This is a genomic window from Collinsella aerofaciens, assembly GCF_040926185.1.
In the GTDB taxonomy this organism is placed as follows: domain Bacteria; phylum Actinomycetota; class Coriobacteriia; order Coriobacteriales; family Coriobacteriaceae; genus Collinsella; species Collinsella aerofaciens_BC.
The window spans coordinates 1-17,678 of record NZ_JBCOIQ010000029.1 but is presented as its reverse complement, the minus strand read 5'-3'; the positions used below and the strand labels follow the sequence as shown (position 1 = coordinate 17,678).

At 61.4% G+C, this 17,678-nt stretch carries 15 protein-coding genes and 1 tRNA gene; 11 read left to right on the top strand and 5 right to left on the bottom strand.

Going from position 1 to position 17,678, the window contains the following annotated elements; translation table 11 throughout:
* Positions 1–336 precede the first annotated feature (336 nt).
* From AB5750_RS09485 to AB5750_RS09470, 4 genes are all read left to right on the top strand, one after another.
* Positions 337–1,056: a B3/B4 domain-containing protein gene (locus AB5750_RS09485; RefSeq protein ID WP_368146202.1), complete on the top strand. Its 720-nt coding sequence runs from the start codon at positions 337–339 to the stop codon at positions 1,054–1,056.
* Between the two features lie 170 nt (positions 1,057–1,226).
* Positions 1,227–1,676: a MarR family winged helix-turn-helix transcriptional regulator gene (locus tag AB5750_RS09480; protein ID WP_117820503.1), complete on the top strand. Its 450-nt coding sequence runs from the start codon at positions 1,227–1,229 to the stop codon at positions 1,674–1,676.
* 119 nt (positions 1,677–1,795) lie between these two features.
* The gene (locus AB5750_RS09475; protein WP_368146204.1) at positions 1,796–2,650 is read left to right on the top strand and encodes a DegV family protein; all 855 of its coding nucleotides are present in this window, start codon (positions 1,796–1,798) and stop codon (positions 2,648–2,650) included.
* A gap of 80 nt (positions 2,651–2,730) precedes the next feature.
* Positions 2,731–3,051 carry an MGMT family protein gene (locus AB5750_RS09470; RefSeq protein ID WP_368146205.1) on the top strand — a complete coding sequence of 107 codons (321 nt, stop codon included), beginning with the start codon at positions 2,731–2,733 and terminating at the stop codon, positions 3,049–3,051.
* Positions 3,052–3,444: 393 nt separating this feature from the next.
* Here AB5750_RS09470 and trpS read toward each other — a convergent pair whose 3' ends face one another.
* Together trpS and AB5750_RS09460 are read right to left on the bottom strand one after the other, a co-directional pair.
* On the bottom strand, positions 3,445–4,494 hold the full coding sequence (gene trpS, locus AB5750_RS09465; protein ID WP_368146207.1) for a tryptophan--tRNA ligase: 1,050 nt from the start codon (positions 4,492–4,494) through the stop codon (positions 3,445–3,447).
* 159 nt (positions 4,495–4,653) lie between these two features.
* On the bottom strand, positions 4,654–5,853 hold the full coding sequence (locus AB5750_RS09460; protein WP_270225509.1) for an MraY family glycosyltransferase: 1,200 nt from the start codon (positions 5,851–5,853) through the stop codon (positions 4,654–4,656).
* Positions 5,854–6,377: 524 nt separating this feature from the next.
* Here AB5750_RS09460 and AB5750_RS09455 point away from each other — a divergent pair.
* The 5 genes from AB5750_RS09455 (at position 6,378) to proB (ending at position 10,862) form a co-directional block, all read left to right on the top strand.
* The gene (locus tag AB5750_RS09455) at positions 6,378–7,316 is read left to right on the top strand and encodes a radical SAM protein (RefSeq protein ID WP_368146210.1); all 939 of its coding nucleotides are present in this window, start codon (positions 6,378–6,380) and stop codon (positions 7,314–7,316) included.
* Between the two features lie 151 nt (positions 7,317–7,467).
* Positions 7,468–7,540: transfer RNA gene (locus tag AB5750_RS09450), tRNA-Ala, on the top strand.
* Positions 7,541–7,604: 64 nt separating this feature from the next.
* Entirely contained in the window at positions 7,605–8,063 is a 459-nt protein-coding gene (locus AB5750_RS09445; protein ID WP_368146211.1) for a hypothetical protein, read from the top strand.
* Positions 8,064–8,147: 84 nt separating this feature from the next.
* Entirely contained in the window at positions 8,148–9,653 is a 1,506-nt protein-coding gene (locus AB5750_RS09440; protein ID WP_368146213.1) for a nicotinate phosphoribosyltransferase, read from the top strand.
* A gap of 81 nt (positions 9,654–9,734) precedes the next feature.
* Positions 9,735–10,862, top strand: a complete 1,128-nt coding sequence (proB, locus tag AB5750_RS09435; protein WP_117766921.1) for a glutamate 5-kinase — start codon at positions 9,735–9,737, stop codon at positions 10,860–10,862.
* A 262-nt stretch (positions 10,863–11,124) separates the two neighbouring features.
* On the opposite strand, the gene AB5750_RS09430 is transcribed toward proB, so the two are convergent.
* The gene (locus tag AB5750_RS09430; protein WP_368146215.1) at positions 11,125–12,543 is read right to left on the bottom strand and encodes an alpha/beta fold hydrolase; all 1,419 of its coding nucleotides are present in this window, start codon (positions 12,541–12,543) and stop codon (positions 11,125–11,127) included.
* Between the two features lie 112 nt (positions 12,544–12,655).
* Here AB5750_RS09430 and AB5750_RS09425 point away from each other — a divergent pair, with 112 nt between their 5' ends.
* Positions 12,656–13,942, top strand: a complete 1,287-nt coding sequence (locus AB5750_RS09425; protein WP_196025425.1) for a glutamate-5-semialdehyde dehydrogenase — start codon at positions 12,656–12,658, stop codon at positions 13,940–13,942.
* Positions 13,943–14,012: 70 nt separating this feature from the next.
* On the opposite strand, the gene AB5750_RS09420 is transcribed toward AB5750_RS09425, so the two are convergent.
* Positions 14,013–14,612 carry an HD domain-containing protein gene (locus AB5750_RS09420; protein WP_117798752.1) on the bottom strand — a complete coding sequence of 200 codons (600 nt, stop codon included), beginning with the start codon at positions 14,610–14,612 and terminating at the stop codon, positions 14,013–14,015.
* Between the two features lie 108 nt (positions 14,613–14,720).
* Positions 14,721–15,206 carry a CarD family transcriptional regulator gene (locus AB5750_RS09415; RefSeq protein ID WP_006235480.1) on the bottom strand — a complete coding sequence of 162 codons (486 nt, stop codon included), beginning with the start codon at positions 15,204–15,206 and terminating at the stop codon, positions 14,721–14,723.
* A 342-nt stretch (positions 15,207–15,548) separates the two neighbouring features.
* Between AB5750_RS09415 and argS the strand changes: the two genes are divergently transcribed.
* Positions 15,549–17,402 carry an arginine--tRNA ligase gene (gene argS, locus AB5750_RS09410; protein ID WP_117800437.1) on the top strand — a complete coding sequence of 618 codons (1,854 nt, stop codon included), beginning with the start codon at positions 15,549–15,551 and terminating at the stop codon, positions 17,400–17,402.
* Positions 17,403–17,678: the final 276 nt, after the last annotated feature.

The following is a 17,678-nucleotide window of genomic DNA, read 5'->3' as shown; positions in this document are numbered from 1 at the left end:
TTCCGGACATGCCGTCCTCCGATCTTCCGGGGCCGGCCGGTCCGGCCCTCAGGGTATCGGGTTCCCACATTCATCCGTACATGTGCGGATGAATGTGGGAGGTGTTCGGATGAAGTCGATAATCAAGGCCACCACAAAGGGGACAGGCACCTTTGTGGTGGTTTTGCTCGTGTGGATGACTCGGGTTACAATACGCCTGACATATCGTTCCCTTCTCCGGATGGGGACAGCGCAAGCGTTCTTGTGACGGCACCGTAGGACTTTGAAGGTGGCCGTTGTAAGGGCGCTTTTTGTTTAGGCGCCCTCACTCGGGCGCGCACAATGAAGGGAGAGCGTATGAAGAGCTTTATTGCCGAGGATTCATTCTGGGAGCTGTTTCCGCAGGCAGCGGTCGGTGTTGTGGTCGTGGAGGGCATGAAGCCCACGGCTCAGATTCCTCAAGAGGACGTGGATGCGATTGCGGCGTTGCTCGACCGCGCCAATATCGATGCGGAGCGTCATCTGACCAGCGACACTATCAGCGAGAACGCACCGGTCAAGGCATGGCGCGAGGCCTATCGTCTGTTCAAGACCAAGAAAGGCGCGCGCTGCTCGATCGAGAACTTGCTCAAACGCGTGCTCAAAGGCAAGCCGGTGGGCCACATTACGCCCGCGGTGGATATTAACAACACGGTGTCGCTGACCTACGCGCTGCCCGTGGGAGGCGAGGATCTGCATGCGATCGAGGGGGACCTTCGCCTGAAGGTGACCGACGGTGGCGATGCGTTCTTGCCGCTTGGCGAGGAGGCGGACGATCCGACGCTGCCCGGCGAGCTCGCCTACATCGACGATGCGGGCGCTGTGTGCCGCTGCTGGAACTGGCGCGACGGCGTTCGCACGGCGCTGTCCGATGATTCGGCCGATGCGTTCCTGGCGATTGAGTGCGTGGAGCCCGAGCGGATGGGGGATTGCCAGGCTGCGATCGATCGCTTAGCCGAGCTGCTTGAGCGCTATCTGGGAGCGACGGTTGTCATTAAGACGCTTGTGACCCGCGGCAATCCTTGCGTGGAACTGTAGCGGCGCCTAGAACCTATTGATGCCCCAAACCACCACAAAGGTGCCTGTCCCCTTTGTGGTGGTTTTTATGTTGATGGGTTAACAAATGGGGTATTTGGGTACGGGTGTCGCCTTATGCGACTAAGATGTTTACCCGTTAGCATTATGCAAGCGAAAGGCGGTCGTCTCCCATGCAGCAGAGCGACGAGACACGTTTCGAGGACTTTGTCGGACTGATCAGCGGACTCTACAAGGAGATCCAGCGCATTAAGACGTCTGAGGGCGCAAGGCTGGGTCTCAAGGGCTCCGACGTTATGTGCCTGTACTATCTTGAGCGCAGCAAGGACGGCCTGACTGGCGCCGACCTGGCTCGCATGGCAGGCGTGACCCGCGCCGCCGTCTCGCGTACGCTGGCGCATCTGGAGGAGGGTGGCTACGTCGAGGTCGATGATTCGGGCGATGCCGCCGTTAAGTATCGTGCTCCGGTGCGCCTGACCGCTCTGGGCGGCGAGAGCATGAGCGAGGCGGACCGCATCATTCGCGAGGTGCTCGATACCACCGGTAAGGCTATGGGTGTGGAGCAGCGCGAGCAGATGTATGCGTCGCTGCGCACGATTCTCAACACCCTGCGCGAGATCTAAGGCCGCCAAGGCATTTGCTTCCAATTAACAACTGCATAGTCCCGTTTGAGTGCGTATGCCGTGCCGGGGCATTGCTGTCAAAATTCCCCGCGAGAGGTCCGCGAAAGAAAGGATTCGCTATGTCCATTCGTATTATTACCGATTCCGCGAGCGATATGTCGCCGGCTGAGCACCCCGCTCTGCGTGTTCTGCCGCTGTCCGTCACCTTTGGCACCGATGTGTACATGGATGGCGTCGACATCGATCACCAGCGCTTTTACGAGATGCTCGTGGAGCGCGATGAGCTGCCCAAGACCGGCCAGGTCAACCCGTACGCGTTTTCGCAGGCTATTGCCGAGGCGCGTGATGCCGGCGATGAGGCTGTGATTATTACCGTGGGCGCTAAGCTTTCGGGCACCAATCAGAGTGCCCGTACCGCACTTGCCGAGGCGCCGGGCGGCGACGTGTACGTGGTGGATAGCAACAACGTCACTCTGGGTGAGCGTGTCCTGGTCGAGTATGCCCTGCGCCTGGTGGACGAGGGCCGTAGTGCGGCCCAGGTCGCGGCGGCCGTCGAGGCCGTCCGTGACCGCGTGGTCGTCATCGGCCTGCTCGAGACGCTGGAGTACCTGGTTCGCGGCGGTCGTCTATCTGCTGCGGCCGGCGCCGTGGGCACGCTGCTCAACGTGAAGCCCGTGGTGGCTGTCGAGGACGGCCTTATCGTGCAGTTGGGCAAGGCGCGCGGTTCCAAGAACGGCCGCAACCTGCTCAACCAAAAGGTCGAAAAGTCAGGCGGCATCGACTTTTCCATGCCGCTGGCGCTGGGCTATACGGGCCTTTCGGATGCGGTGCTCAAGAAGTATGTCGAGGACAGCGCGGCACTGTGGGCTGGCCACACCGAGGGCGAGTTGCCCGTTCACACCATCGGCGCCACCATCGGCACCCACGTAGGCCCCGGCGCCGTCGCCGTAGCCTTCTTCCAGCCCGCCAACTAACCGACCTGCCATAAACCACCACAAAGGGGACAGGCACCTTTGTGGTGGTTTATGCTTTTCCGGGTGGAAGGGAGCGAGCAATGGCGTCTGAGGGCTTTTTTGAACGGGTGTACGAGGTGGTCGAGCAGATCCCCGAGGGGATGGTCGCCACGTATGGCCAGGTGGCGCTGCTTGCCGGTCTTCCACGAAGTGCGCGGTACGTGGGGTATGCCCTGCATAGTAATCCGCGCCCCGGCGAGATTCCCTGTCACCGCGTGGTGTTTGCCGACGGGCACATATGCGAGGGCTTCGCTTTTGGCGGTCCCGATGCTCAACGTGAGCTTTTGCTAGGGGAAGGTGTGGCGTTTAAGGACGACATGCACGTCGACTTGGCCGCCTGTCGCTGGCCTGCCGGGCTCTAGCGGTTCTGCCGTGGCGAAAACCACCACAAAGGCGCCTGTCCCCTTTGTGGTGGTTTTACGCTGTAGGTTTACCAGAGCTAACTTATGGAGAAGGTGTGGCGGCGTACTTTGCCGTCAGAAAGTAAACCACGGTGAACTATATTGGTTTCAGCAACGCAGCAGGCAATAGGCGATGAAAAAGCCTGCCCTGTTGAGTTTGATTCGCATCCCTCCCCTCTGTGCGATTCAACGGTGTACTTCGGGAACAGGCCCGCTGGCAGCTAACTGCCGGCGGGCCTGTTCCTGTTTGTCGAGGGGGTGCGATGGACGGAGCCGAAGCGGTCCGGCTCCAAAAAAGGCGGACGCCGTAGCGCCCGCCCTAAAGCAATCGAAAGCTCAAGCCAGCAGATCGGTCTAGTACACCATGCCCATGGCGTCCTGAACCTCTGCCAGGGTCTGATCGGCGATCTCGTTGGCGCGACGGTTGCCCTCGTGCAGGACGTCCTTCACATAGTCCAGATCGTTCTCGTAGCGCTGGCGACGCTCGCGGATCGGTGCGAAGTACTCGTTGACGGCCTCGGTCACGTACTTCTTGAGCTGGCCGGAGCCGCCCATGCCGATCTCCTCGGCAATCTCGACCTCGGAGCGACCGGTGCAGATGGCGGCTGTCGAAAGCAGGCCGGACACGCCGGGGCGGTTTTCGGGGTCGAACGTGATCATGCGCTCGGAGTCGGTCTGGCTCTTCTTGATGCGTTTGGCCGTCTCCTCGGCGGTCATCGAGATGTTGATGGCGTTGCCGTAGCTCTTGCTCATCTTGCGACCGTCCAGGCCCGGCAGCAGCGGGGTCTCGGACAGCAGCGCGTCGACCTCGGGGAACACCTTGCCGTAGCGGTTGTTAAAGCGGCGGGCGATGGTGCGGGTGAGCTCGATGTGCGGCAGCTGGTCACGACCGACGGGCACCACGTTGCCCTTGCAGAACAGGATGTCGCAGGCTTGATGCACCGGGTATGTGAGCAGAAGGCCGGTAAGCTCATGGCCCGAGGCCTCCATCTCGGCCTTGACGGTGGGGTTGCGCGCCAGCTCGGCCTCGGACACCAGCGACAGGAACGGCAGCATGAGCTGGTTGGCGGCGGGCACGGCGGAGTGCGCGTAGATCATGGTCTTGTCGGGATCGATACCGCAGGCAAGGTAGTCCATGACCATGTTGTACACGTTGTCTTGGATGTGCTCGGTCGTGTCGCGGTCGGTGATGACCTGGTAGTCGGCGATGAGCACGTTGGTCTTGGCGCCCATGTTCTGCAGCTCAACGCGGCCCTTGAGGGTGCCGAAGTAGTGGCCCAGGTGCAGACGGCCGGTGGGGCGATCACCGGTGAGCATGGTGAACTTCTCGGGCGTATTGGCCAAGCCCTCGCGAATGGCGTTGCTCTTTTGCAGCGCGACTTCGTAGCTGTTCTCGTTTGGCATGATTGCTCCTAACGTATGTTCATGGGTCAAGATGATAACGCGTTTATTGGAGGGGCGGGGCGTAAGTACGCGAGGGGCGGGAGAGGGGTGGCTTGTGCGATGGGCGCGGCGCGGCCGCGCTTGGCCAACGGTGCCTTGGCACATCCTCGGCAGCTTGCCCTAGAGCTTGTGGTGGCGCTCTTCTTTGCGCTCCTCGGCTGCCTGCTCCTCCTGCTTAAAGGCGGGGTCGTCGGGGGTGACGAGCTCGTCCTCGTGCGTGCGCTTGTTGTAATGGTGGCGCAGCACGGGCTCAAACAGATGTAGATGCTTGGCAAAGGCCGCCGAGCCAATGGCGAGCACGGTAAAGATGAGCACGCGCATGGGCACCTCGACCTGGTTAATCGCGGCGGCGCCGGCCGAAAGCATGATGCACCAGGCATAGATGAGCAGCACGGCCTGTTTTTGGTTGTAGCCTTCTTGGATCAGGCGGTGGTGGATGTGGCCCTTGTCGGCCTGTCCGATGCTAATGTGGGCGCGCTTGCGGCGCACAATGGCGCTAAACGTGTCGATGATGGGCACGCCGGCAACGATGAGCGGGATGATAAGCGAGGTGAGTGCGGCGGTGCGGCTCACGTTGAGCAGCGAGATGGAGCCCAGCGCAAAGCCCAGAAGCAGCGACCCCGAGTCGCCCAAGAAGATGCTTGCGGGGTTGAAGTTGTAGTGCAAAAAGGCCAGACAGGCGCCAAAGAGCGCAATAGAGAGCGCGGCGGCGTCGATGCGGCCCGAGAGCACGGCCATCGAAAACATGGTGAACGACGCGATGCCGCAGATGCCCGTGGCCAAGCCGTCGAGGCCGTCGATGAGGTTAATGATGTTGGTGAATGCCACCAGATAGATCACGGTGATGGGGTAGGCGAGCCATCCGAGCATGATCTCGCCGGGGGCAAACGGGTTGACGATGACGCCGATTTTTAGGCCGCCGATACAGGCGATAAGCGCGGCGAGGACCTGTCCGGCCAGCTTTTGCTTGGGCTTGAGCTGGAAGACGTCGTCGATAGCGCCGGTCGCAAAGATGACGGTAAAGGAGAGCGCCAGCATGGGATAGCTAATGTGAAGGCGCGGGTGCGGCACCAAAACGGGCGGCCAGCCTAGGTGCCAGGTGCCTAGGATTTGCACAATGCAAGCAACGACCAGGCCCAAAAACACCGCCGCTCCGCCCAAACGTGGGATGGGCCTGGTGTTGATGCGGCGCTTAGAAGGATAGTCGACGGCATCGAGCTTAATTGCCAAGCGCTTGACCAGGGGCACCGCGAGGAAGGTCGTGATAAAGGCCGCCGCTGCCACGCATAGGTACGGTATGTAGCTCGGGGATGAAGCCATGAATCTAAAAACCGCCAAGCGTCGAAGGAAAAGGTCAAAGGTTGCTACGCGGAAATGGCATAGCTGTCCCATGATACTCGACCGAGGGGGGTGCGGAGGTTTGCACCGTGCGATTATCACGCGCATACCAGATATTGGAATGTTGTCGATGGCTTGTCGGGATGCCGGCGGGGATCCATATGGACTGTATGGTGATTTTCGGCAAAAGAAAACCACCCCCCACGTTACGAAAATGAACCCACCTAAAACAGGTGGGTGCCCTCATCGACTGTTCCAGCGTCCTTAACAACGAAGGATACCTGTACTAGGTACGACTGTGTGGGCTCCCTAAATAAACGCGACGGTTCACCCAGTTGCTCCGCGGGGGGCGGAATACCTACATCATAAAGCGGCACTTTATCGATTCCAGTCTTGACATTACAAAAATCGTGTCGGACGATTACGGCGCCTTAGGGACGGAGCCGTCTACGCGGTCTGGCCCTTTATGTTTGAGCTGCTGAATCGTTGTTTTGGAGCATGTTTTTATGCCGACGTCGTTGACCGAACTTTTTTCGCCCGCCTGCCATTTGTGTCCGCGCCGTTGCGGTGCGGCACGCGATGAGGGCGCGCGCGGTGTATGCGGTGCTAACGACACGCTCAGGGTGGCCCGCGCGGCGCTTCATATGTGGGAGGAGCCGCCTATCTCGGGCGAGGCCGGTTCGGGCACGATTTTCTTTAGCGGCTGCTCGCTCAAATGCATCTACTGCCAGAACCACGAGATCTCGACCGGCAATTTTGGCCTTGAGATTTCGCTTGAGCGCCTGGTCGAGATTATGCTGGAACTGCAGGACCAGGGTGCCAACAACATCAATTTGGTGACGGCGACGCACTATGCGCACCTGTTGCCTGCCGCGATTGCCGCGGCACGGATGCGCGGGCTGGTCATCCCGATCGTCTACAACACGAGTGGTTACGAGCGTGCGAGTGCCGTGGCGGCGCTGGGCGACCTGGTCGATGTGTGGCTCACCGACTTTAAATATGCCGATGCCGGGCTTGCGCAGTCACTCTCTCATATAAAGGACTACCCACGTGTGGCTGTGTCAGGCCTGGCTCAGATGGCGTGCGAGATCGAGCGCCGCGGGGGAGAGCTGGTGGACGAGGACGGGCTCATGAAGCGCGGCATCATTGTGCGCCATCTGGTACTGCCGGGACATGCAGACGATTCATGCCGCGTGCTGGACCTGGTGTGGCAGACGGTGGGCGACGTGCCGATCTCGGTCATGAACCAGTACACGCCCAATGCGCTTATGCGCGAACAAGGCGGCGACCTGGCACGCGCCGTGACGCGCGAGGAGTACGAGCAGGTGCTCGACCATGCCGACGACCTGGGCTTTACGACGATGTTTTGGCAAGAGGGCGGCGCGGTAGACGAGAGCTTCACCCCGGCCTTCGACACCACCGGTGTTCTTACCAGCGCAAAGTAGTGCGTTCGTCGATGATTTTTCTGGGACGGGGATTAAAAAATCATCGAGAGGATCGCCTGCTCGAAAAGTTGTCAAAATAGCCGCGCCCCAAAAAGACTGGTTATTGGGCGTTGACAGTTGGCGAGCCGTAGGTAAAATATCGACTTGTCCTGGGGACGTAGCTCAGTTGGGAGAGCGCTGCCGTCGCATGGCAGAGGCCGAGGGTTCGACTCCCTTCGTCTCCACCCTTGGATTTGATAAGCCGCTGACATTGTGTCGGCGGCTTTTTTTAAAAGAAAGGGCTGTACCATGGCCGAGCTTGAGTCCCAACCATTGTCCGACGAGGAGCGCGCTGAGTTGGAAGAGCTCCGCGCCGAGAAGGCCCGCCGCGAGGCTCGGGAAGAGGCCCGTCGCGAGCGTGAGGAGCTGGCCGCCCTGCGTGCCGAGCGTGCGAAGGCCGAGGAGGTCGCCGCGAACGTCGCATCCGCGCCGGCGCCCGCGCCCGCGCCCAAGCCCGCTGCCGCGAAGCCTGCACCTGCCGCGCCCAAACCTCAGCCTAAAAAGGCCGCTCGTCCCAAGTCCGTCGAGCCCAAGCCGAGCCGTGACGAGATGACCTTTGCCCAGCGCATGGTTACCTCCAAGGAGCCTACGGGCGAGAACGAGATCCCTGGCATGGCGCCGGCTCAAAAAATCATCATTGTCCTTGCCCTCATCGCGTTTGTCATCTTTATGGGCTACACGATCCTGACCAGCATGGGCCTGTTCTAACCGATTTGCATCGGGCGTCACGTCCGCATGCTCTGCTCTCGTCCAACCCTCAAATTCTGCACCACACATCCGAAAGGTCGCCCCATGGCTTTGACCGACATCTCTCATCCCACCGACATCGCAATGCTCACCGATCTGTACGAGCTCACTATGGCCCAGGGCCTGTGGGAGAGCGGCAAGGCCAATGAGCAGGGTTGTTTTACCGCGTTTTACCGCGACCATCCTTTTGGCAGCGCCTATGCCGTCATGTGCGGCACCGCCGAGCTGCCCGAGCTGGTCGAGAATCTGCGCTTTACGCCCGAGGACATCGACTACCTCGCCTCGCTCCAGGCCCCTGCCGGCGGCGCGATGTTCAAGCCTGGATTCCTCGACTACCTGCGCGTTTTTCGTGCGCATGTAAACATCGACGCCGTGCCCGAGGGCGAGCTCGTCTTTCCGCGCGAGCCCATGGTACGCGTCACCGGCCCCGCGCTGGAGTGCCAGCTGCTCGAGACGGCGCTGCTCAACATCGTCGGGTTCCAGACGCTTGTCGCCACCAAGACGGCGCGCGTGGTGCTCGCCGCCGACGGTCGCCCCGTGGCGGAGTTTGGCCTGCGCCGAGCCCAGGGTCCCGATGGCGGCCTGGCCGTTGCGCGCGCGAGCTACGTTGCCGGCTGCTCCTCTACGTCCAATGTGCTCGCCGGCCGCCGCTACGGTATTCCCGTCTTTGGCACGCATGCTCACAGCTGGGTGATGAGCTTCGATTCCGAGCTCGAGGCCTTCCGTGCCTTTGCCAAGTCGAGCCCCAAGAACTGCACGCTGCTCATCGACACCTATGACGTGCGCGAGGGCTGCGAACATGCCATTACGGTTGCCAAGGAGATGGAGGCGGTGGGCGAGCGCCTGTCGGCCATTCGCATTGACTCCGGCGACCTCGCCAAGCTCTCCAAGTATGTTCGCGGTCGTTTTGATGCCGAGGGCCTGCCCTATGTGGGGATCTCGGTTTCCAACGATCTGGATGAGTACACGATTCAGTCGCTGCTCGACCAGGGCGCGCCCATCGACAGCTTTGGCGTGGGTACCAAGCTTGCGACCTGCTATGACCAGCCGGCGCTGGGCGGCGTGTACAAGCTTTCCGCCCGCCGTGCGAGCGAGGCAGATCCATGGACGCCGGTGGTCAAGCTCTCCGAGCAGCCCTACAAGCGCACGATCCCGGGTGTGCAACGCGTGCGCCGTTATTACGACGGCTTTGGCGGCCCGGTCTGCGACATGATCTACGACGAGGACCATCTGGCGGGGGAGGGCTCCGCGCGCGGCAATACTCTCGTGGCCGTGAATGATGCTGCCCTGGTGACCGACGTGTCCGAACTTGAGTATCGCGAGCTGCTGGTGCCGATCGTGCGCGATGGCAGTGCGGTGGCTTCGCGTGAGAGCATCCAGGACGCGCGCGAGCGCTGTGCTTGGGCGCTCGATCATCTGGACGCAGCTTTCAAGCGCTTCCTGTACCCGCAGACCTATGTGGTGGGCATGGAGCAGGGCCTGGCTCAGGTGCGCGACGAACTCGTGCGCAAGAACATGGCCGCGGCCTCTGCCTTTCCCTGGGCAAAATGATCCGCATGCGACGGAGGAAAACGGATCATTTTTCTCGCTTGCCCGTTCGTCCGTTCGCTCAACATTCGATTGGTTTGACGTATGACGACTTCTTATAAAACGATGGTGGTAAAGATCGGCTCGTCCACGGTGGTGGGTGCCGACGGTAAGGTCAACCGTGCGTTTATCGGTGGCCTGGCCGATCAGGCCGCGGCCCTGCGCAAGCTCGGCTGGCGCTTGGTCGTGGTGAGCTCGGGCGCTATCGCCTGCGGCTATCCCGTGCTGGGCTTCGACCGTAAGCCGGTCGGCGACCTGCCGAGCCTGCAGGCCTGCGCTTCGGCCGGCCAGTGCATTATCTCGTCGGCCTACGACGAGGAGTTTCATGCGCGCGACCTGCTCACCTCGCTCGTACTGCTCACGCGCCATGATACGGCCCGCCGCACGTCCTACCTGCATGCACGCGACGCCCTGCTGCGCCTCGTGGAGCTTGGCGTGGTGCCGGTCGTCAACGAGAACGATACCGTTACCGTCGATGAGATCAAGTTCGGCGACAACGACACGCTGGCGGCGCTTGTGAGCTGCCTGGTTTCTGCCGATCTGTGCGTGACGCTCTCGGACATCGATGGCCTCTATACCGCCAATCCGCACGAGGACCCTACGGCCGAGTTCGTCCCGGTCGTGCATAAGATCGATGCCAAGATTATCGCCTCGGCGGGCGATTCTTCGACCTCGGTGGGCACGGGCGGCATGATCACCAAGATTCGCGCGAGCCGCATTCTCATGACCGCGGGCATTCAGAGCGTGATTTGCTCGGGCGAGGAGCCCGATGCGCTCGTGCGCCTCGCCCGCGGCGAGAGCGTGGGAACCCTGTTCGATCCGCCGGCGGAGCGCCTAGACATTGCGCCGCGCAAACTCTGGATCGCGTTGGGTGACAAGGCCCACGGTTCGGTAACGGTCGATGACGGCGCCGCGAAGGCGCTGGTCAGCCGTGGCTCTTCCTTGCTTGCGGTGGGTATTCGCGAGGTCGATGGCCAGTTTGCCGAGGGTGATGTGCTCGATGTGTGCGATCCGAGCGGTATGGTCGTCGCCCGCGGTATCGCCGAGGCCGATTCGGACGTGCTGGAGCTTGCAGCCGGTCGCCGCCAGGACCAGATCGCCAGCAACCGCCTGCTGGCAGACCTGGCCGAGAAGCCGGCAATCCACCGAGATAATTTGATCGTCTTCGCCTAACGGGTCGACGCTGCACGCCGCCCAGAGCGACAATTTGTCATTCAAAAGGTGAGGCATGACCATCAGGTCTATGCCTTGCCTTTTTCATGCCAACTTGTTCGCTCTGGGCGGCGCTCGCTTCTTTTGTTCGACCTACGATTTACAGCCACTCGCTTAGGGGCGTTTTCGCTTTCCGTCCCCTACCTGCGGCATTGTCGTTGTCGGCACTTATCCGTCACTTGGGGACGTTCCTTATGTGCCGGCACTTTGGGACACTCCTTTGTTAGAAGATTCGGCGCAGGTCTCCGCGGTTGAGGGCTTCGTCGAAGAGGTGCTTGAACACCACGCTGCCGTGCAGACCGTCGTGCTCGAACTCGTTGGTCACCCAGGCATGCGAGTTGCCCACGCGGCTGAGCGTATCGAGCTGTAGGCCCGAATCGACGTACATGTCGTCGAAATACACCGAGGCCTGGAGCGGCACCTCGTTGCAGGCCAGGCGCTGCGGGTCGTAGATCTTGTCCCAGCTGGTGTCTTCCATCAGCAGGTCCATGGCGGGCTTAAAGGGCATAAGCTCGGGCATCTGCTCAAACATCCACGGGAACATGGCCTCGCCGGTAAACATGAGCGGGCGCGCGAGTGTGTCGAACTCGGCACGATGGGCCTTCTCCTCTGCTGCTGCCCAGCGAATCGGCAGGGTATCGCCGTCGGCATAGATAAACTCCTGCAGCGTCCAGTACAGCGGATTCGTGCGCGTGTTGGTGCGCTCGAAGGCGCGCATCAAAAAGCTGTCGGATACCGAGGAGCCGCAGCTCAGCGTGCCGTCGCCGTCAACAAAAGCGTGGTCGATAATCCAATGCATGCGCTCAAAGCTCGGCTTCATGCCAAAGTCGCTGCCCATGAGCTGTAGGCGCTCGACCGTCATCGGCGAGCCGTCGGGCAGCACGGGCTTCTGTGCCTCGAGCGCATCGGCCAGGGCTGCCACGCGCTCGATGTCGGCGGGGTAGCGGTTGTAATACTGCTGCGTCTTGGCGGCCATGCGCGGGAAGGTGTGCGCGTAGACCTCGCTGGCGCTCGCCGGCACGTGGGGGATGCCGCCGCAGGTAAAGCTCGCCGCCACGCCCTCGGGGAAGAGCGACAGATAGCTCAGCGTCAAAAAGCCGCCGTAGCTTTGGCCGAGCGTGACCCACGGCTTGCCGCCAAAGCCCACTAGGCGCAGGTACTCAAAATCGCGCACGATGGAGCTGGCAAGATGGCGCTTGAGGAAATCCGCCTGCGAGCGTGCTGTATCGGCGCCGGTGGCCGTTGCGCGATCACCCAGTGCCTTGATCGTGCGTCCGTCCACGCAGCTACTGCGTCCGGTGCCGCGCTGGTCGGGAAGGACCACGCGGAAGTGCTTGACGGCCTCCTCGATCCAGCCGTCGCTTGTGGGCGACAGCGGACGCGGGCTCTCGCCGCCGGGGCCGCCCTGCAAAAACAGGAGCAGTGGCAGATCGTCGTTGATGCGGTCGGGCGCGCAAACCACGCGGTAGAAGAGCTTGATGCTCTCGGGTGCGCCGGCGATGGGTGCCGGCATAGCGCCGCGGCGCATGGTGCTGCCGACGGCCAGGAGCATCGGCTCCAGGCCGCGCCAGTCAAGGGGGACGTCGATGCTGTGGTCCTCGACGTAAAGGCCGGGGACGTGGTACGAAGTGATGAGGGCCATGTGAGTCTTCCGTTCGTTGCGGTGTTTCGGGTTGACCAATTCTACCGCCGCGGGCGAGGCCATGCGCAAATCGGCTACCATGGTTGCAAACTTCTAGGAGAAAGGGCCGCCCATGTCGGTCGATATAGCCACGTATGTCCACGATCTTGCCGTTGCCGCCAAGGCAGCGTCGGCCTCGCTTGCCACGGCGAGCGATGAGCAGCGCCAGGAGGCCGTGCGCGCCATGGCCGCAGCACTGCGCAACGGTGTCGACTCCATCGTCGCCGCCAACGAGCTCGATATGTCCGCCGCGCGCGATGCGGGCACCTCGGCCGGACTGCTCGATCGCCTGCTGCTGACGCCCGAGCGCGTCGAGGGCATGGCCGCCGGCCTGGAAAAGCTCGCCGAGCTGCCCGATCCCGTGGGCCGCGTGCTCGATCACCGCGTGCTTGCAAGTGGCGTGGACCTGACCCGTGTGAGTGTGCCGCTGGGCCTGGTCGCTATGGTCTACGAGGCGCGCCCCAACGTGACGGCCGACGCCGCAGGCATCTGCATCCGTACCGGCAACGCCTGCATTCTGCGCGGCGGCTCGCTGGCCTATCACTCGTGTGCCATGATCGCGGAGCTGCTGGCCGATGCGCTCGAGGCCAAGGGCTTCCCGCGCGAGGCCGTGTCGATGATCGAGTCCACCGACCGCGAGGCCACTGGCGAGCTCATGAAGCTCCGCGGTATTGTCGACGTACTCATTCCGCGCGGCGGCGCAGGCCTGATCCAGCGCTGCGTGCGCGAGTCGCTTGTGCCGGTGATCGAGACGGGCACGGGCAACTGCCACATCTACGTGCATGAATCCGCCGACTTTGATAAGGCGCTCAACATTATCGTTAATGCCAAGACCCAGCGCGTAGGCGTGTGCAATGCCGCCGAGTCGCTGCTGGTCGACCGTGCTGTGGCCGATGCGTTTTTGCCTGCGGTCGTGACCGTGCTGCATGACCACGGCGTGCTCATTCACGGCGACGAGGCAACCTGCGCCGCATGCGCCGACGCCGGGCTTGTGGAGGGCGATGACTACGTCGCCGCGACTGAGGAGGACTGGGGTCGCGAGTACCTGGCGCTCGAGATGAGCGTGAAGGTCGTGGCAAACGAGGACGAGGCCATCGCACACATCAACCGCTACGGCACGATGCACTCCGAGGCCATCGTTGCCGAGGATACGGATGCTTGCGAGCGCTTCCTCGATGCTGTCGATGCCTCGGCCGTGTACTCCAACGCCAGCACTCGCTTCACTGACGGCGGCGAGTTTGGCCTGGGTGCCGAGATCGGCATCTCGACCCAAAAACTCCACGCCCGTGGCCCCTTTGCCGCCGAGGCCCTCACCACCTACAAATACAAGCTCCGCGGCACCGGCCAGGTCCGTCCCTAACGCCCGCGCAAACAAAAACCACCACAAAGGTGCCTGTCCCCTTTGTGGTGGTTTTAGGTGGCGTTGACGGTTAGGCCTGGAAGGTATCTCGGTCGGGGGCGAAGGACTGCATGGCCGCGATGGTGCGGTCAAAGAGCTCGGGGAGCTCCCAGCCCAACATCTCGGCGCCCTGCGAAATCACGTCGCGCGAGCAGCCGGCGGCAAAGCGTTTGTCCTTGAACTTCTTCTTGAGCGACTTGGTCGTAAAGTCCATAACGCTCTTGCTCGGGCGCATGATAACTGCAGCGCCGATCAGGCCGGTGAGCTCATCGCAGGCAAACAGTATCTTTTCCATCTGCAGCTCGGGTTTGGGCAGCGAGGTATTGAAGTCCGACGTGTGCGTCTGGATGGCGCGAATGAGCTCGGGAGACGCACCTTCATCCTTAAGAATCTTGGCAGCATAGATGGTGTGGTTCATGGGGTCGTCCTCATGCTCCTCCCAATCCAGGTCGTGCAGCAGACCGACGATGCCCCAAAACTCCTCGTTTTCGGGGTCGAACTCGCGCGCAAAGTAGCGCATGGTGCCCTCGACCGTCTCGCCATGGGTGATATGGAACGGGTCCTTGTTGTGCTCATTGAGCAGTTCGAACGCGCGGTCGCGGGTGATTCCGGCGGTAAGCGGCTCTGCCATAAGAGACTCCTTGTGCTCGTGGGTATCGATAAGAATGAATACTACTAGAACAAGAAAACCACCACAAAGGTGCCTGTTCCCTTTGTGGTGGTTTTTGGCGCGGATGGGTTAGTTGAGGGCGGCTTGGGCTAGGCGGGCTTCGGCGGCCTCCTCGGTGACACCAAGGGCCACGGCGAACTCCTCGATGGAGCGGCGTTTGGCCTCCTTGAGTACGCGCATGTAGTAGGAGCTGGGTTTTTTATCAGCTTCCTCGGCCTGGCGAATGCGGTGCATCATGGTCTTTGCCACGCGGACCGTCTCGGGCGCGCCCAGCTTGAGCTGCTGCTTAAAGTGTGTCTCCTCAAGCGAGCTGTTGCGCTCGGTAAAGGTGTCGCACTCCAGCTCGTCATAGTGGCTCAGCAGGTGCTCGGCATCTTGCTGAGAGATGGCGGCGTGCAGACGGTCGGCCTGCGCCACGGGGTACATGAGGATCGTCTGCGCATGTCCCTGCTTGGTCTCGAGCAGCAGCATGGGCTGCGGTGTGTCGTCCCTAAAACCGACGACGGTGCAGACTCCCTGGCCCGGATGAATGACGTGTTGACCGATTGAGAACATGCTACCTCCAACTTATACGAATTTACGTATGTCTAGAATAACACGCTGACGTGCGCAAACCCGTACTTTATGCAGGAAAAGCACACAACTCCGATAGGTAAGAGTATTCGATAACAGACGCAGCTCATTCACACCTTTATGCATTTTCAACGCCTGCATAATCTGCAGGCAGACCGGCATCTTTGAGTGACTCCATACAAGCTGTAGTCATTTTTGTGCATATGCAATATCTATTAGCTTTACCCTGCGACAGTGCCCGTCGCTTGTGATAGAGTGCTACAAACTCTGGCTTTTGCCCTACGAGTGACCAAGAGCTCGGGGGCTTTAACACAAGGAGGATCTATGCCCGAGAAGATTGAAGAGCTGGTACGCGCTGCGCTTGCTGCGGCCCAGGAGGCCGGCGACCTTTCCGCATTTGAACTTGACGATTGCGCTATCGAGCGACCGGCTGACACTTCTCATGGCGAGTGGACCTCTACCATGGCTCTGAAGTCCGCCAAGCTGGCTCACTGCGCCCCGCGCAAGATCGCCGAGGCCATCGTTGCCCATATGCCCGAGGATCCCGCGATCGAGAAGGTTGAGATCGCAGGCCCCGGTTTCATCAACTTCTACCTCTCCGTTGCCGTCAAGAATGCCATCTTTGGCGAGGCTCGCGAGAAGGGCATGGACTTCGCTAAGTCCAACGTCGGTGGTGGCCTGAAGACCCAGGTCGAGTTCGTTTCCGCCAATCCCGTCGGCCCCATGCACATCGGTCATGGCCGCTGGGCCGCGCTGGGCGACTCGCTCTGCCGCGTCATGGACCACGCCGGTTACGAAATCCAGCGTGAGTTCTACATCAATGACCACGGCTCTCAGATGAACACCTTCGGCAACTCCATCAGCACACGCTATATGCAGCTTGCCGACATCATCGCCAAGCAGGGCGTTGATATCGACGAGGCTCACAAGCTGCTGATCGCCGACCGTGACGCCTTCGTTGCCGACGAGAACGACGAGCATCCCGAGACCCATCCGTATCAGGACAACTTTGCCGAGACTCTGGGCAAGGACTCCTACGGCGGCGACTACATTATCGACGAGGCCGCCGAGTTCTGGCGCACCGACGGCGACAAGTGGGTCGACGCCGATCCGCAGGAGCGTATGGAGAGCTTCCGCGAGCGCGGCTATGTAAAGATGGTCGATAACATGCGCGACCTCTGCCACGCCGTCAACTGCGACTTCGATCGTTGGTACTCCGAGCGCTCGCTGTACGTGAAGGACACCGAGGGCGAGACCGCCGGCACCTCCGCCGTCGACCGCGCTTTTGAGAAGCTCGACAAGATGGGCTACCTCTACACCAAGGACGGCGCCCTGTGGTTCCGCTCCACCGATCTGGGCGACGACAAGGACCGCGTCCTGATCAAGTCCGACGGCGAGTACACCTACTTCGCCTCCGACGTCGCCTATCACTGGGATAAGTTCCAGCGCGTCGATCACGTCATCGACATCTGGGGCGCCGACCACCACGGTTACATCGAGCGCGTCCGCTGCGTCTGCGACGCCCTTGGCTATCCCGGCAAGTTTGAGGTTCTGCTGGGCCAGCTCGTCAACCTGCTGCGTAACGGCAAGCCCGTCCGTATGTCCAAGCGCAAGGGCACCATGGTGACCCTGCAGGAGCTCGTCGACGAGGTCGGCTCCGATGCCGCTCGCTACACGCTCATCTCCAAGAGCTCCAACCAGATGGTCGACTTCGACATTGAGGCCGTTAAGAAGCGCGACAACTCCAACCCGGTCTATTACGTGCAGTATGCTCACGCCCGCGTGTGCTCCATCCTGCGCCGTGCCGCCGACGTTACCGCCGAGCAGGCCGACGAGATGGGTATGAAGGCCGTTGCCGCCAAGGCCATCGGTGAGAACGTCGATTACTCGCTGCTGACCGACCCGACCGAGCTCGCCCTTTCGCGCAAGCTCAATGAGCTCACCGACCTGATCGCCAGCTGCGCTCGCGATCGCGCCCCGTTCCGTCTGACCCACTTTGCCGAGGAGCTCGCCGGCGACTTCCACAGCTTCTACGCTGCCTGCCAGGTTCTGCCGAGCGAGGGCCGTCCCGTCGACCCCGAGCTTTCGCGCGCCCGTCTGGCAGCTTGCGACGCTGTCCGCGTGACGCTCGCCCTGGTGCTTACCCTCGTTGGCGTTTCCGCGCCCGAGCAGATGTAATCTGCGGGTCATTTGACCGTGTAGGTTTGGTTTAACTGAGCCCTATAAGCCCGATCTCCCACGGAGGTCGGGCTTTTTTCGCAAACGCCGACGTATTGACGAATTTGGAACTGCTGGAAATACGAAACTATGCCGGTTTACTACGATGAATTGAGGAATTCCAACCACGCTGGCTTTTCGCAAAAAGCGCAAGGCATCTACCTGCACTGATAATTGTTCTCGGGGGAAGCGGGCACTGCGGGGCGCGGCAACGGCGCGCGATTTCCGCGTCGCAGC